Here is a 15,980-nt window from a genome sequence, read left to right on the forward strand (position 1 = left end):
TTGTGGCGGCATTTTGCATGAAGACCGCTTCATCCCCTCGAAACACGTTCACCAGCCACCGGTTCACCGAGTAGATTTCGTTCTTCGGCGATTCACAAGCCCTTGCGCTGGCCGGGTGCACCGGACCGTTGCCGGAGTTCCAGCAGAGCGCCTGCCAGTCGCTGCGCCACGATGTCGGTCCCCTTCTCCGTCCAATGTCCATCCGTCAGCCGATACGTGCCGCCGACCCCCTTGAGGCTGTCGCGCAGATCGACGACAGACAGGCCCCGCTTGTTCAGCTCCCCGGCGAGCCGCCTGTGGCGGGCGTCGGCACTGAGGTTGTAGCTGAAATAACGCGACCACGGTCGCCAGAATTCGACATAATCCGGATCGACGACACCGGAGGGTGCGAGCACCACCACGAGCTCGGCGCCCATGTCGCGCGCAAGCTCATTGGCCCCCAGCAGCCAGGTCAGCGTCTCCTCGACAGTCGGCGCGCTGCGCTGGTCGGCCTCCTCGGCATTGCGCGGCACCTCCCATTTTCCGGTCTCCCAATCGATCATGCTGCCGAGCAGCCAGCCCTGCACGAACTCGCGATCGGCCGGACGTGGCCGAAAAGCCGTCCACAATCGATCGCCGCCGCGCGACAGGATCTCCCGTATCGTCGCCTCGTCGACGTTGGGATAGTAGTGTGTGCGCATGTGGCGGACGAAATAGTCGAGGCGCTCGGCCGGCGGCTTGCGACCAGCAGCCAGGCCGTGCGCGGCGCCATCATGCCCAGCACCGACGGCATCGGCAGCTCGGCGAGCCAAGGCGGCAATGAATAGGGTTCAAGGGGGGTGGGAACGAAGTCGTTGCCGGCATAGACGACCACGACGATCACATCGGGCTTCAGCGGGGTCACGACATTGCGGATGCGATAGTAATATTGCCGGGGGCCGGTCGCCGTGACGCCGAGATTGATCGCTTCAATCTCGGCATGACCGCCCTCGTGCAAGAGCTTCTCGACCCGCGCCGGCATGGGCGAGGTCAGCATCAAGCCTTCCAGGAAGCTGTCGCCCACCATCACCGAGCGGAACTTCACATCAGGCGGGCGGGTAAAGGTACGCGGCCGATCGCGCATGCCCCAGTCGTTGTAGACCGGCACCAGTTGCGGCATGTCGATGAAGGCGCTGGAGATCCTCTCTTTCAGCGCCTCCGCCGAGACCGGCCTCAGGTCGCGCGCCGGCCAGGGCGGCGCCAAAAAGGACGCGACGAACTCCGTGCCGGCGACAGTCGCCACCACCAGGATCGCCCCGTAGACGAGCCAGAACCAACGCCGCGAAATCATGAAGCTCCGGTCGCCCCTCGATACCCCTCGGCCATCATGCCACAGGCGCTGACTTTCGCGATCTTCAAAACAGAACTCCTATGAAATGTGCTGGGCACGCGCCACTCCAGTGGCGCGGCCATCGTCGATCGCACAGAAGACGCGCCACTGGGGTGGCGCACCCCCCAGCCATGAGCTTCTTCCAAGTATGCACGCAGGCAAAACGATGCTGAAAAAATTGGGGCGGCACCCAGCCCGATCTTCATAGGAGACTTTTCACGGTCAGATTTTGCGTCAGTTGCGTCAGTTGCGTCAGTGTCCATTGGAATCAAGCACTTGCGGCTGACGCAAGAGCAGATGTCGAACGCGGTTTTGCGTCAGCCAGGCGTTTTGCGTCAGCCTCGCTCGCCGACATGTCGGCATCCACAGCGTCCTCGATAGGCTCGCGCGGCGCGGCGACACGAGTGCTCGCTTTCTTACAGGGTGCCTCCCGGCCGGACGGTTCCCAATCGGCCACAGCCGCAGGTTCGCGCACGATCCATCCTCCCTGATGCTGCGCAGTTGCCGGCAACGAGTCGCCGCCAGCTCCCGTCAAGCTAGGCGAGATTCTTGCGGCGTCAAGCCGGGTGAGCCGGGACCTCGTGATCATAATGAGTGGCCACAGCGTAACGGCCTACTCGAAGGGCGAGCTGATACCCAGCGCTCGCCGTCGCGGCAAACGGGTTGTTGCCGCCTCGCCTGCCTGCTAGCCATGACCAGACCCATGAAGCGCCAGATCCATCTCAATCTCTTCATCCAGAGCCGTGGTCACCACGAGGCGTCGTGGCGCCATCCCGCCGCCTCGTTGCTGGCCCTGACCGACATCGAGTACTTCCGCGACCTGGCGCGACGCGCCGAGGCGGGCCTCTTCGACTCTATCTTCCTTGCCGATTCGCTGGCGCTGATGGACACGGTGACGAACTCGGCGGCGACCTGGCTCGAGCCGATCACCACGCTCGGCGCGCTGACCGGATCGACCAGCCGCATCGGCCTGATCGCCACGGCTTCGACCACCTACACCGAGCCCTTCAACCTCGCCCGCCAGTTCGGCTCGCTCGACCATATCAGCGGCGGCAGGATCGGCTGGAACATCGTGACCTCCTGGCTGGCCGCCTCGGCACGCAACTACGGCGGCGGCGGGCTAGTGAGCCACGGCGAGCGCTACGAGCGCGGCGAGGAGTTCATGTCGGTCGTCAAGGCGCTGTGGGACAGCTGGAGCGACCAAGCCGTGATCGACGACCGCGCGTCCGGCCAGTACGCCCGGCCGGGCCATATCAGGCCGATCGACCACAGCGGCAAGTTCTATCGCGTCGCCGGCCCGCTCAACATGCCGCGCGGGCCGCAGGGCCGGCCCGTGTTCGTACAGGCGGGCTCCTCCGACACCGGCCGCCGCTTCGCCGCACGCCACGCCGAAGCGGTGTTCACCGCCCAGATGGAGAAGAAGACGGCGCAGGCTTTCTATGCCGACCTCAAGGCGCTCGCCGCCGCCGAGGGGCGCTGTCCCGAGCATGTCGTCATCCTGCCCGGCCTGAGCCCGGTGATCGCGGCCACCGAGACGGAAGCCAGGCGCCTGGCGCGCGAGCTCACCGAGCTCACCGACACCAATGTCGGCCTGAAGCGGCTGTCGAGCCGGTTCGGCGGACATGATTTCTCTCACCTGTCGCTCGACAAGCCGCTCGCGCCCGAGGACCTGCCCGATCCCGGCACCGTCGAGGCCGCCCGCAGTCGCACCGAGGTGATCGTGGGCCTGGTCAAGCGCGAGAACTTCACACTGCGGCAGCTGCTCGCCTACATGGCCGGTGCGCGCGGCCATTTCACCACCGCCGGCACCCCGGAGCAGATCGCCGACCTGATCGAGGATTGGGTCACCGACGGCGCCGCCGACGGCTTCAACCTGATGCCGGCGATCTTCCCCGGCGTGCTCGACGTCTTCATCGCCGAGGTCGTGCCCCTCTTGCAGAAACGCGGCCTGTTCCGCACCGCCTACGAAGGCATCACCCTGCGCGACCATTTCGGCCTGCCCCGCCCTGCGCGGGTGTGAGGCCTAGGCGCGCCCTTCATGGGTAGTCGCTTGAGGAAGCGCTCTTCTTTCTCCTCCCCAGCGAAGCTGGGGAGGTGTCAGCGTCTCACGCTGACGGAGGGGTCAGAGGCTCCAGTCCCGCTGCCCATGACCCCTCCGCCCCGTTTGACGGGGCATCTCCCCAGCGAAGCTGGGGAGGAGAAGGAAGAGCGACCTTGCAACGGGACCGGCGAGTCACGACTCTTGCGCTACACTATGACTGGCCATTCCCGGTCGGCGCAGCCGGCAGCGGATGGTCCAGAGGACGCGCAGATCATGTTCGAGAATTCCCATTGGGATGAACTCGCCGGCCGGGGCTTCACGGTGATCTCCGGCGTGATCGGCCAACCGCAGCTTGAGGCGGCGCAGGCGGCCGCCCGCCATCTGAACGAGATCCATCCTGACGGTGGCTGGGAGCGGACACGCAACGAATCGTGGCGCGAGGTGCGGTACTGCCGGCATCCCGACCTCATGGCGATCGCCTCGAACGCACTCGATCCGCTGGCACTCGAGATCCTGGAAAGCGCGCCGCCGGTCGATTTCGTGCAGTTCGCGTCAACGATGCCGGGCTTTGCGACCAAGGGCGGGATCGGCCGCAACTTCCACATCGACGGCGGCACCGAGAAGGTGCTGGGCGTCTTCAACATCATCTTCGGCTGCGCGCTGACCGATGTCGCCTCCGACACGGTGGGCGGCTTCCATGTCCTGCCGGGCTCGCACAAGGAGTTTGCCAAGGCCTTCGAGGAATTGCCCGCTGACGCGCCGATCCCCTTCGGCGAGATCAAGATCGAAACCCAGCGTCGCCTGCTGCCCGAAGCGCGCATGGTGGTGCCGCGGCTTGCCGCCGGCGACATCGTCGTCGCGCATTCGTTCCTGGCGCACGGCACCTCGGCCAACACCTCCGACGTCCGCCGCGACATGATCTTCCAGCGCCGCGCCGCCGCCCCGATGTGGGACCCGGCGACCCAGGTCACTGCCCGCGAGCGCTTCATGCGCGACCCGTGGACGATGTTCAGGCGGCGGCCTTGAATTCTCACTCTCCTCCCCACGCTTTGCGTGGGGAGGTGTCCGCGTCTACGGGCTTTTGGCCGCTCCGCGGCCAAAATGCCGACGCGGACGGAGGGGTCATGAGCAACGGGACTGAGGCCTCTGACCCCTCCGCCCCGTAAGACGTGGCACCTCCCCAGCGAAGCTGGGGAGGACAAAGATCATCGCGCGCCGCTCTATCCCGCCACCTTCGTAAGCTGCGCCAGGGCGGCCAAGGCCGCCTTGCTCATGGCGGCGAGGGTTTCCTCGGCCTGCTTGTCTTCCGTTTCCTCGGTGGCCAGGACCTTCTGGGCGTCGCTGACCTGCTGCAGGACGTCGCGGTCATCGCCGGCGGCGCGCTTGAAGGCGGCGCTCTTCAGCACCGTCGACAGGTCGGCACGCTCGGCGGCGCGCGCGGCGTTGGCGTTCTTCAGCCGATTCGCCGCGTCGCTCAAGGCGCCGGTCAGCATGACGCGGAACTCCTCGATCGGGGCGGCCTGCGGCGACGCCGCGGCCGATGCCTTGAAGGCCGGCGTATCCGGCACGAACAGGACCGTTCCCGCCGGAATGCGCTCGGGATCAGCATGCGGATTGAGTGCCTTCAGGCGATCCAGCGCCGCATCGACCTGCTCACCGCGAAATCGGGCGTCGAGCAGCGTCGGGCCGAGCGCGCGAAGCGTCGTGTCGGTCTTGATGGTGACAGTCCTCGGCATGGTTTCCTCCTCGAAGGCGTCCCTACGCCCTAAGATTTAGGGCGTCCCAGGGCGGCGGCAATGCCGCGCCGGCCAGCACAATCGCCCGGGTCGTGATATTGCCCAGAACCGTCGCCGACTTGGGTGTGGCGCCATTGATCTGAATCGAACCGTCGTTGCCACCGGAGACTCGATTAGCATTGACCAGCACGATGGGCGCTCCGAGCCGGACGGCGATCCGGCCGTTCAGCCGCGCCTCGACCCGATTGTCGTTGAACAGGCACTGCCCGGCCAGCACGTCAACGACCGGCGCATCGCCGCGGGCGACCAGCACGTTGCCGAGGACCGAGCCGTTGGCGCCCACCACCGGATTGTCGGTCGACACCGCGGCGAGGTTGGCGACATAGGGTCGTCCTGCTCCCAGCACAACGGTCTTGGTCGGCTCGGAGCGTACCGTCGTCAGGCTGCCCGTCCTCTGCAGAGGTATCTGAACATCCGCACCGATGACGAACAGCGCGCTCCAGTCGCCGTTGCTGCGCTGCGCCGTAGGCGCAACGTCTCGCTCTATGCGATTGTGCCCGATCTCGAAATCGACCAGCGGGGCGGCCAGCAGGACGCCCATGGCACGTCCGACAAAGTCGCCGGCCGGCGCGAGCTCGGTGATCTCGTTGCCCGACACGCGCGCGCGTTCGACGCCGAAGCCGAGAATGCCGACCCGCAAGGCCGACTGCACCGCCGTCACGCCGACCGAGCGGATGATGTTGCCGGCGATGGTGGCATGTCCGGCCCGCGTCACGGCGATCCCGACCACCAGGCCGGTGGCTCCCGGCCGGGCATCGATGCCGCGAATATGGTTGTTCTCGATCGACAGCGAGCCGCCATTGGCGTTGTCGGTCGAGACGATGCCGCTGCCGCACTGCTCGATGATGTTGAGCTTCACGATCAGGTCGCGCACCGGCGCGCCGATGACGATGCCCGCCAGGCCGAACCCCTCGATCTGGTTGGCCAGCACCTGGCACTGCTCCGAGCCTGCCTTGTCGAGGCCTGTCGCCAAGGTGATGCCAACCGTGGTGTCGACGCGCGCCGCCGCGGTGTTGACCAGCTTGTTCTCGCCGATCCAGGCGCCGTCGACGGCGCAGCGCACGCCACTGCCCGCGACGAAGCAGTTGTTGCGCGTAATCGTGATCGACGTTCCAGTCAGGCCCATGCCGAGCGCGCTCACCGCCATCTGGGCGCAGGTGATGGCGTCGTTGCCGACGATGCGCGTGTCCAGCAGGTGCAGGACGTTGCCGTCGAGCGCCACCGCCCGCTGGCGACACCACAGGAGATTGTCCTCGATCGCCAGCGCCGCGGCGACCAGGAATGCCGTCTGATCGTCGCCCTCGCCGCGCGGCACGGTGGGATCGTTGGCGAGGATCGCCGTCGAGGCCAGGATCGCGTTCTCGCTGATCTGCGCGCCGGCGACCACGCCCTGCAAGGCGATGGCCGAGGCGCGGTTGTCGCCGGTGTCGAGCACCGCGATCAGGAGGTGTCGCAGCTCGACGCCCAGCGCCGTCTGCACGCTGATGGCGGGCTGCCGCGCCAGCGACAGGATCGCCAGATCCGCGATGCCGACGGCCATGCAGTTCCTGAGCGCAAAGGCGCCGCCCGCTGCGACGATCACGGTCGCGGCGCCCTGGCCGCGAATCTTGACGGCGCGCGTGCCATTGAGCTGCACGGCCTGGGTGAGCGCGTACTGCCCCGGCCCGAGGCAGACCGTGCCGCCGGTCTGGCTCACCTGGTTGACGGCGTCCTGGATGGTGAACTGTCCGCTGGCATGCGAGGCCGCCGTGACGCAGGCAGTGCAGCTGCAATCGTGGCCCTCGGCGGTCGGCGGCCACGGATGGCGGCAATCGGTGACCTGCCCCGTTCCGACATCCCAGATGGCGAGGCGGGCGAAGTGATGATGGATGCCGCGCGGCGGCGCGCGGTCGAGCAGCTCGACCGAGGCATCCGCCGTGCGCGCGGCGAACACCCAATAGTCGCCCGCCTTGAAGCCCTTGGCGCCGGTCGAGGCGAAGGTGACGGTGACGCCGTTCTCGAGCAGCAGGGTCGTTGTCGCCACCGGCAAGTTGATCACCCCGGTCGAGCCTGCAGCGTCGAGGTCCTGGACCTGGACGGTCGTGCCGTTGGGGCCAGTGCGCGACACCCGACCGCGCTGGTCCCAGCGCCGTACCCGGAGGTTGCGGGCGTTGGGAAAGGCGCTGTTGGGGAAGGTTCCCGGCAGCATCGCGGCCGGCAGCGCGGGCGTGAACTGGATGCGCCGCGTCGCTTCGATAACCGTGATCTTGCGCATCTCGCCCGCCGCCTGGGAGAGCTCGCGCACGTCATCGAGGATCTCGACCCAGTCACCGGTCTTGAACGAGAGCACATCGTCCCGACCGAGCGTCACCAGCTCGAGCTCGCTGCCCGACACCATGCTGGCGACGCGGCTGCCGACGCTGGCGTTCTCGCGCGACCATTTGAAGGTCGCGCCGGCGCCCGGCTGGCCGGCATCGTGAATCTCGACGCGATAGAGCTGGTTCTCCAGCCCACGGTAGCCGCCGGTCGGCGGCAGTTCGCACGGATCGTCGACCGGGGCGACCTCGAATGTGCCGGTCGTCAGCACGCCGGTTGACGGCGCGATGATGTTGGCCCAGCCGGGGATGTCGGCGTCCAGCGTCGCGCAGGTCGTGCCCGTGCCGACGTCCGGTGCGTGCGCGCGGACCTGCCAGACGGTTTGGATGCGCGACGTCGCGTCGACACCGACCGCACTCTCCACCAGGTCAGGCCGCTCGAGCGCCGTCACCTCGCGGTTCCAGACATCGAGATAGACGAGATGCCGTCCCGCTGTCGGCAGCGCGGGCGGATTGGGAAGATAGGGTTGGGCCGTGTAGGGAATCGGATCGGCGAACTGCGGCTCGGCCATCAGGCTGTCGAACAACTTCTTGGCCGGATCGTTGGACACGGCGCCATGGTTTTCCGCCAGCAGACCGTCGACATAGAGCCGGCCCCTGCCGATCAGCAGCGCGGTCCCCGATACCGAGATCTTGAAGGCGTCGACCGTGGTCGACGAGACCGTCGCCCGTCCCAGCACGTCGCTCGCCAGCGTGCGCAGGCGCCGGTCGACGATGGCGACGAGCTCGTTGGCGTCGGCATCGAGAAGAACGCCGCCCTGCTTCAGCTCCACTCCGGCGAAGTCGAGGAGAGGATTGAGTCGGACTCTCGAGAAATCGGTGGCCATGGTGGTTCCCCAGCGAAGTTCCGGTCAGCTCGCGTAAAAGAAGCCGGCATGCAGGCCGAAGCGCAGATACTCATCGAGACGCAGGCGCAGATTGGTCTCGCGCTGCGGCTGGAAGAGCGCGTGCAGCACGCCCATCTCGCCGCCGTCGTCGGCGCCGCTGCGGATCGACAGGTCGGTGACCTGCCGCAGCTGCCCGTAGGCCGGATCGCCGTAGCGTCGCGACGTGAAGTGCGGCAGCGCCTGCGGGTGAGCGGCATCGGGTATGCAGCGGTAGCGGCGCGGCGTGAACGAGCCGTTGGGCACGAAGGAAAACCGCATGCAGCCTTCCTGGCGTCGCTCGGCGATGACCGGGGCGGCCCAGGTCTCTCCCGGCGCCACCCCGAGCGCCGCGAACAGGATGCTGTTCGAGACGAGCTCGATCACCTTGGCGTGCACCTTGCCGATCACGGTGCATTCCCGGGCCGTCAGCGTTCCACCCGGGCCGCCGGTCGCGTTTCCGGCGTAGGCGACGTTCTGTGGCGTGCCGGCGTCGACGATGCAGTCGACCAGCGTGATCTCCGCTTCCCGGTCGAGCTGGATCGGACCGGTGATGCAGCGCTCGAGCGTGACCTTGGCGAACGGATGGCCGATCACCAGGCTGGGCAGCCCGGGCGATACGGCGCTGCCGTCCGGATTGAGCTGGCGGCCGGGCACCAGCGTGCAGTCGCGCAGCAGCAGCTCGCGCGGTTCGTCGTCTGCCGCGGCCGGCAGTTCCAGCGCGCCGCCCGAGATCACCAGCCCGTCGAGGACGAGTTGACCGCGCTCGCCGATGGCAAGCGTGAGATTGCCGGTGGCGGCAATCAACGGCCGCGCCGGATTGCGCGCGGCGACGACCACCTTCAGGCCAGGCGCGCCCGCCGTCGTAACGCCATTCACCTTGAAGACCGGTGTCTGGGCATAGGTTCGGCTGTCCTCGATCAGCACCCGGCCACCAACGGCCACAGCATCGAGCTCGGGCTGCAAGGCGGCGCTGTTGGCGACGGTGCGCTGCAGGGGCACACCGGCCTCTTCCGGCGAGCGTTCGTACTCGCCGCCGCCGATCGCGCGAGGCGAGCCGTAGTGGAAGGTGGCGAGCAACGGGCCGTCGGCCGGCGCGCCGAGCAGCACGCGGCCGCGCTCCGGATCGACGCCGATCGTGCCTGCCGGCACGGCCGCCTGGTGGTTCCAGGCGATGACGTTGCCGCCGGCATCGAGAATATCGCGCAGGTCGCAGATGCGGATCTGCTCGACCGGAACCGGCACCGGCGGATTGCCGGGCCTCAGGAGGACGAGGCTTTCGCCGGGACCGTAATCGTCGTCGATCACGGCATTCGGCGCCGGCACCGTGCTCGCCTGCGCCGCCTTGACGGCCAGCGCCATCAGTCGCACCGACAACGGCTCGGGCACGTTGATCGGCTCGGCGAGATGCGAGATGTCGTCCTCGGTCCGCGGCCGGCGGAACAGCCGGAGGTCGGCGCCGAGCGGGTTGACGCGAAACTTGCGGTTGGTCGCATCGCCCGGATCGGCGACCAGCGGCAACGCCGTCAGCCGCAGCGACAGCAGGCGCCACAGGAAGATGCCGATGTTGGGGATATTGTAGCGCCCTGCCCCGCTTTCGGGCCGGCGCATCTCGGGCGTGTGGGCGAACTTGCCGAAGGCACCCCCTTCCAGCAGCGTCGCTCTGAGGTTATGCAGGTTGGCCGTCGCCGGCGCATGCAGCCTGATGTGCTTCATGTACTGCGACACGGTCAGCAGCTCGAAGAACTCCACCGCGTGCGCGGGCCAGTCGGTGACGTCGCTGGCCAGCTGCTCGAGCATCAGCGCCGTGCCCTTGCGGCGGCGATAGGCGATGGTGTTGGCGACCTCGGCGCGCGGCGACGCAACTTTCGGCGTCACGCCATGCAGGGGGCGATAGCCGATCAGGTCACCGATATAAGGCGCCACCCAGGCCGCGCAGGTCTCGATGAACTGGTCGTCGTAGAGCTGGTCGATGTTCTCCTCGAGGGCGGCGAACTGTTGGGCGAAGGCCGCCATCAGGGCGCGCAGCGGCTCACCCTGCTCGGCGTCGCGCAGACGATAGACGGCGGGCAGCAACCCATAGAGGCGCTCGGCCGTGAGAGAGCTCATGGCATCACCTCCAGGTCGTCGAACGGCGCCGGATCCAGCGTCAGCAGCTCGGCCGGCAAGGCGACGCCCGACTGAACACGCATGCGCGATGCAAGCAGGCGCACCCGAAGCGACGGCCAGGTCTGCGGCCAAGGCTGCGTGCCGCCATAGAGCCGGGTCAGGTCGACGGCGACGACACCGGCCACGGCCTGGGCGGTGGCGATGACATCGGACTGGTAGACCGGCGCGCCGAGCTCGCGGGCGTCGAAGGAGAAGTGCGCCCGCAGGGCGGCCTCGACCTCGGCCAGGACCTTGGGCGTCTCATAATCAGGATCGACCTTGACCCGGATGCCGAGGCGGAACGTGCTCGCCTGCAGCGGCAGCAAGGTCACGTCGACGTGCGGATCGCCGCTCGCTTTCAGCGCACCCAGCAGGTTCTGCCATACCGGGCTCGCCGAGGTGATGATCTCGCCTTCGGGCGCCGCCAGGGTGATCGCCACGGTCACGCCGGCGCGGACATGCAGCACCTGCGCCTGGGCCTTGGCGATGCCGCTGAAGGCGCGGGCAAAATCCTCGTAGTCGAGCACCGACACGGCCCGCCCCAAGGTGCGCGTGGTCAGCGGGATCGTGCGCCGCGCAGCGCTGGCCGGCTCCGGATCGGTGCCACCCTCGGCAGCCAGAGGATTGCTGACGCTCTTGAGCCCAAGCGGCCGGGTCATGAGCTGGGTCAAGCTGTCGGCGGCGACATTTCCGTCCTCGCCGATGCCCTTGCGATAGACCGCCTGGACGTTGTTGACGCCGCTCGGCAAGCGCGCGCCGCTCCGCCCGTCGCCGAAGCCGACGAACAAACGGCCCTGCTCGTCCGTGGTCAGCGCGAATACCCGATCGCGCGGCTTGGCGCCGTAGAGCGTGGGCAATTCCTTCCACGCAACGCCGCCGATGCGGACGGTGAGCTCGGCCGCGGCGCCGATCTCGTTGGCGGCCGCCCTGTAGGTGAGCGGAAGCTGCTTCAGCTCGAATTGCTGGAAGCTCTTGCTGGCATTGCCGGCGCCCAGCACCTGGGTGACCGATTCGCCATGCGAGGCCAACGCCACGTTGGCATGGACGACGACGCTGTCGCGTACCAGGTCGTCGGCGAGCGGCGGCGCGATTTCGAGCTCGGCGCGCTGGCCATCGACCGGATGAACGGCGACGAGCGTTGCCTGGACGACGACCGGAGCGCGGTCGCTGACGCGCAGGCCGCGCACGATCAGGTGGCGATCCGGCGACAGGCCGGTCGTGGCGGCCTCTACGGGTATGCGATCGCCGCTCACTGCCGTCGTGACCGGCCGCTGCCCCAGAGGCAGATAGTCGGACTTGGCGTAGACCGTCGTCTGGCGCACGCGCCTGTGGAAGTGAGACTCGAGGCTCTCACCCGACAGACCGAGCCGCGTGACCTTTGCGGACAGCGCGAACTCGGCGCGGGAAATCTCGGTCGTGCTGGTCACCCGATAGAGCTCGATGCGGGTGCCGCTCGGATACGGCCCGCTGGGACGATTGAAGCCGCCTCGCGCCAGGACGGCGAAGCTGCGACGGGCAATGTCGGAAGAGACATCGGCCGCGACCTCGGACTGCACCTGGTCGAGGTCGACTGCCCCGCCATTGGCGTTCGGCGTGGTCCGGCTGATCTTGAAGTGCGGCCAGTCGCTGCGGTTGGCATTACCCCCGAACCTCGCGACGTAGCCGGCGCGGAACTCCGGATCCATGCTGCGCCAGATCGGTGCGTTGTTGCCGAACACGGCCGAGCGTTTGCGCATGGCGAAGACGTACGGCTGCGCCGGCGGGCTCGACGAGAGATCCGCCGCTCCCAGGCCGCGCGCCCAGACGACACGCGTGCGATTCCGCGCCGGCTCCGGCTCGACGGCGGTGAGAATGTGGAAGTCCCAATTGTCGTTCTTGTCGTCGGCGAAGTATTCGGCGCCGACGAACAGCAGCGCGTCACCGGGCTTGAGATTGGTGGCGATGCCGGCCAGCCAGGCTTCGCGATCGCCCGCCGCCAAAACGTATGATTCCCCGAGCCAGGGCGTCATCGCGTTCCAGGCCGCGCGTGCCTCGGCGAGCGTCTCGACCAGCTCGAAGCTCTGCGGCTTCTCGTCCGGGCCCGGAACGCTCTGCACCTTGGTGCCCTTGTCGAGCGTCAGGCTGGCCGGAACACCGGTGACGAAGTTGCCCGGTTCCGGCGCCAGCGTGGCCGGCGCTGCCGGCGGCGTATCGAGCGCGAAGGCGAGCCACGTCTCGGCTGCCACGCCGGGCCGCAGGCGGTAGCCGACCAGCTTGCCCATCTCCTGCAGCGAGACGCGCTCGACGGCGGTGCGCAGCCACGATTCGTTGGCAATGCGCTCCTGGTAGAAGGTCAGCACGTCGGCCGAGCACGAGAAGGCGTCGATCAGGCCAATGGTGAAATCATCCTCGTCACGGGTGCGCAGCAACGGGAGCGGCGTCAACGCCGAGGACGACAGCGCGGCATGCAGGCTGGCGCGGAACTGGGCGTAATCGCCGATCCGGTAGCCGATCGCCGACAGGCCGGTCCGGTTGAAGATGCCCTGCGGCGTCTCGGCCGCAACCCCGTCGCAGCAGGCGCAGCATTCGCTGTCGGGCGCGAGCGGCGGGACGTGGGGCTTGAGGTCGGGTACCGGCGCCGTCATTTGCCGCCTCCGGCCACGAGCGCGAGCTTGCCGCGTTCGGGGAAGTTGGGACTGTTGGCGAGCTGAGCAATCTCGAGAGTGCCGATCTCGATCACGCCGTCCTGCAGTGCGAGGAACGTCTTGTCACCCAAGCGGCGGAAGCTGTCGGCGCGGACGGACTCGACACCGTCGACCGCCTGGGCGGCGCTGATCACGCGGCTGAGATAGACCGGCTGGCCGAAGGTGAAATTGTCGGGATGGAACAGCCCCAGCGAGCCGTCGGGCAGAATACCGCTCGACAGCACCTTCTCGACGGCATGCACGACGTCGGCCCGGAAATAGTCGTCCTTGACGCAGACATGCAGGGCGACCTCGAGCGGCACGTAGCGCGGCGTGTTGATCTCGAGGTCGTAGCCGGCCATGCGGAAGCGCTCGAGATGGCGCCGCAGGCGCGCCTTGAACGGGTCGTCGACCTTGATGCCGCCAAAGCGGTCGGGCGTGACGAAAGCCGTGTACCAGCTGCCGGTCCAGCGGAACGTGGCCGCCGCCCGCTGCACATCGGGCCGCCGTTCGGCTGCCGCGGCATAGTCGGCCGGCGTCACCGCGCGCTCCTGGGTGCGGAAGGCTTGCGGCGCGTCGCGGCGTACGACCTCCACGTCCTCCGGCTCGACGCCGCCTGCCGCCGCCATCGGATTGCGCACGACCGCGAACACCCCGTTGGCGACGCTGACGATGTGGGCGATCGCTTCCTGGCCGACGTTGCCGGCGATGCCGTTGCCGCACCGGTAGGTCGCCACGAAAGTCGTGCCCGGATCGGGGCGCTTGCCATGGTCGTCGTCACCGAAGCGCAGCCGCGACCGGCCGTTGTTCTCGACCTCGACAACGAAGTCGTTGGCATCGTCGGCGCTGGACAGAAGATCGCGGCGCGCTGTCCAAAGCTCGGTGACCGGGCCCAGCGTGCCGGCCAGCCGGGCGATCAGCGGCGTCGCGCTGCGCGGATCGATGGCCAGCAGCGAGCTCGCCGGCCACCACGCCTCGTCGGCGCTGATCGGCACGGCCAGGAGCGTGGCAAGATCAAAGCCGTGCGACAGCGGCAGCTTGTCGAGATCCGGCCGGAAACGGGGCGGCACGACGACAGGTTCAGGCTTGTCGCAGCAGCCGGCCGGAGCGACCGGGGCAATGTGCAGCGTCTCCGGCGGCACGGCGCCCAGCGACTCGTCGGCCACCGTGAAGCCCTGGTCGACCAGCACGATGTTGCCCATCGCCACGCTGACCTCCAGGCCGGGTCGCTCCACGACCGACAGGCAGAGCGGGAATGGCAGCGCGTCGGCGGCGTCCCAGGCGATCTCGGTGACATCCACGGGTCCGTTCACCGGCGGCTCATCGAAGAGTTGCCCCGACGGATCCTGCGACGCCGTCACCGTAACCAGCCGCACCGCCCAACGATGGCTGCGATCGGCATCTCCGGCGACGAAGATGGTCGGGCTCACCACCTCCTCGAAGACGAGGATGTCGCCGACATGCAGGATGGCCGACAGGTTGCCGCGCAGGGTTGCCCGCGTCGTGCCGCGCGGCAGACAGCAGGCATTGTCGCCCCAGCTGTAGAACGACAGCCGATTGAGGCGCTGGTCGAGCGTCGCGACATGCGCCGTCTCGAACACGGTGGCGCCGGCGCGCAGCGCATCGCGCAGCTCCAAGCTGCCGGGCGCGATCACCGGCGGCAGCCTGGGCACGCGCGTCAGGAGCTGCGTGCCCTTGGCCAACGCGAGCGCCTGACCGACGACGTCGAAGTGAACGAAGGCGCGGGCGTTGCAACCTTCGTGCATGAAATAGTCGACCAGCCGGGCGTGGCGGCGCACCGACACGCGCTGGCGCGCCGTCGCCAGATAGGCCTCGTTGGCGATCGAATCCTGGCGATAGGAAAGATTGTCGGCGGCGTAGGCCAGCAGCTCGACCAGCATGACGCCGAGATCGGCCGGCGACCGCTCGGTCCAGCCCGGCACCAGCAGGCTCAGCCGATCCAGCATCAGGCGGCGGAAGCCCTGGTAGTCCTTGGCGAGATAGTCGATATCGGGCTTCGGGCCGACGATCGGCGGACAGATGACGGGCTGGGCGCAGTCGAAATCAGCCGGGCATTCGACCTTGAACGAGAAGTCGATCGACGACAGGCGTGGATCGAAGCCTGCCGGTGGATTGTCGCTGCCGGAGCTGGCGACGATGCTCAGTGTGTAAATGGAGAAGTCGCCGGAACTGTCCGTGCGCACCACCAGCGTGCGCGCCGGATCGTCGACCGTGGCGACCAGGCCGGGCTCGGCCTGCGGCGGCAGGGCATTGGCCGGCGCGCACCAGACGATGCCGATCCGGGTGATGCGCTCGCCGCCGGTGATGCGGATGTTGTCCGGCGTCAGAGCGAAGCCCGGGCGCAACAGGCGGATGAACAAAGTCTGCTGGCGAGGTGCTCCAGGCGGCCCGGCGTTGTCGAGCACTTCCAGGAAATCGATCGCATTGGCCGTGCCGCTGAGGCGCAGCACGTCGAGCCGGCGAAGGTCGCAGCAATGGAACTTCACGGCGCGCCTCCCGGAGCGGTGAAGCTCGCGCTGTGCGTCGTGCGATCGAGCAGCACCGAGTAGGTGACATCGACGCGCAGCGCCGCGTCATTGCTCCTCACATCGACCGAGTGCACCGCAATCAGATGCGAGAGATTGAGTTGCAGCGCGCTCTGCACCAGCATCTGCGTGGCGGCGGCGAGCGTCGTGCTGTTGGGCTCGAACACCAGAGACAGCAGCCCGGCGCCAAAATCGGGCCGCATCACCCGCTCGCCCGGCGC

10 protein-coding genes are annotated in these 15,980 nt (G+C 68.0%); 2 read left to right on the forward strand and 8 right to left on the reverse strand.

All coding sequences use genetic code 11. The features are described from left to right. Window positions 1–92 precede the first annotated feature (92 nt). Together ACILR9_RS34290 and ACILR9_RS34295 are read right to left on the reverse strand one after the other, a co-directional pair. Window positions 93–566 (reverse strand): alginate O-acetyltransferase AlgX-related protein, encoded by a 474-nt coding sequence (locus ACILR9_RS34290; protein WP_395714484.1) that lies wholly within the window; start codon window positions 564–566, stop codon window positions 93–95. Continuing rightward, complete coding sequence (locus ACILR9_RS34295) at window positions 539–1,309, reverse strand: hypothetical protein (protein ID WP_395714485.1); 771 nt, start codon at window positions 1,307–1,309, stop codon at window positions 539–541. The genes ACILR9_RS34290 and ACILR9_RS34295 overlap by 28 nt, the downstream gene beginning before the upstream one ends. A gap of 742 nt (window positions 1,310–2,051) precedes the next feature. On the opposite strand from ACILR9_RS34295, the gene ACILR9_RS34300 reads away from it, so the two are divergent. Together ACILR9_RS34300 and ACILR9_RS34305 are read left to right on the forward strand one after the other, a co-directional pair. After that, on the forward strand, window positions 2,052–3,368 hold the full coding sequence (locus ACILR9_RS34300; protein ID WP_395714486.1) for an LLM class flavin-dependent oxidoreductase: 1,317 nt from the start codon (window positions 2,052–2,054) through the stop codon (window positions 3,366–3,368). A gap of 294 nt (window positions 3,369–3,662) precedes the next feature. Beyond that, the gene (locus tag ACILR9_RS34305) at window positions 3,663–4,415 is read left to right on the forward strand and encodes a phytanoyl-CoA dioxygenase family protein (protein WP_395714487.1); all 753 of its coding nucleotides are present in this window, start codon (window positions 3,663–3,665) and stop codon (window positions 4,413–4,415) included. A 194-nt stretch (window positions 4,416–4,609) separates the two neighbouring features. Here ACILR9_RS34305 and ACILR9_RS34310 read toward each other — a convergent pair whose 3' ends face one another. The 6 genes from ACILR9_RS34310 to ACILR9_RS34335 form a co-directional block, all read right to left on the reverse strand. Continuing rightward, window positions 4,610–5,125 (reverse strand): hypothetical protein, encoded by a 516-nt coding sequence (locus tag ACILR9_RS34310; protein WP_395714488.1) that lies wholly within the window; start codon window positions 5,123–5,125, stop codon window positions 4,610–4,612. A 22-nt stretch (window positions 5,126–5,147) separates the two neighbouring features. Next, window positions 5,148–8,366, reverse strand: a complete 3,219-nt coding sequence (locus ACILR9_RS34315; protein WP_395714489.1) for a DUF6519 domain-containing protein — start codon at window positions 8,364–8,366, stop codon at window positions 5,148–5,150. Window positions 8,367–8,390: 24 nt separating this feature from the next. Continuing rightward, entirely contained in the window at window positions 8,391–10,511 is a 2,121-nt protein-coding gene (locus ACILR9_RS34320) for a hypothetical protein (protein ID WP_395714490.1), read from the reverse strand. Continuing rightward, complete coding sequence (locus ACILR9_RS34325) at window positions 10,508–13,174, reverse strand: putative baseplate assembly protein (RefSeq protein WP_395714491.1); 2,667 nt, start codon at window positions 13,172–13,174, stop codon at window positions 10,508–10,510. The genes ACILR9_RS34320 and ACILR9_RS34325 overlap by 4 nt, the downstream gene beginning before the upstream one ends. Further along, window positions 13,171–15,720, reverse strand: coding sequence for a putative baseplate assembly protein (locus ACILR9_RS34330; protein WP_395714492.1), 2,550 nt, complete (start codon window positions 15,718–15,720; stop codon window positions 13,171–13,173). Before ACILR9_RS34330 ends, ACILR9_RS34325 begins: the two co-directional genes overlap by 4 nt. After that, window positions 15,717–15,980 (reverse strand): GPW/gp25 family protein (locus tag ACILR9_RS34335; RefSeq protein ID WP_395714493.1); only part of this gene is annotated, 264 nt, incomplete at its 5' end. The genes ACILR9_RS34330 and ACILR9_RS34335, both read right to left, overlap by 4 nt.

Source organism: Reyranella sp. (assembly GCF_044224635.1).
In the GTDB taxonomy this organism is placed as follows: domain Bacteria; phylum Pseudomonadota; class Alphaproteobacteria; order Reyranellales; family Reyranellaceae; genus Reyranella.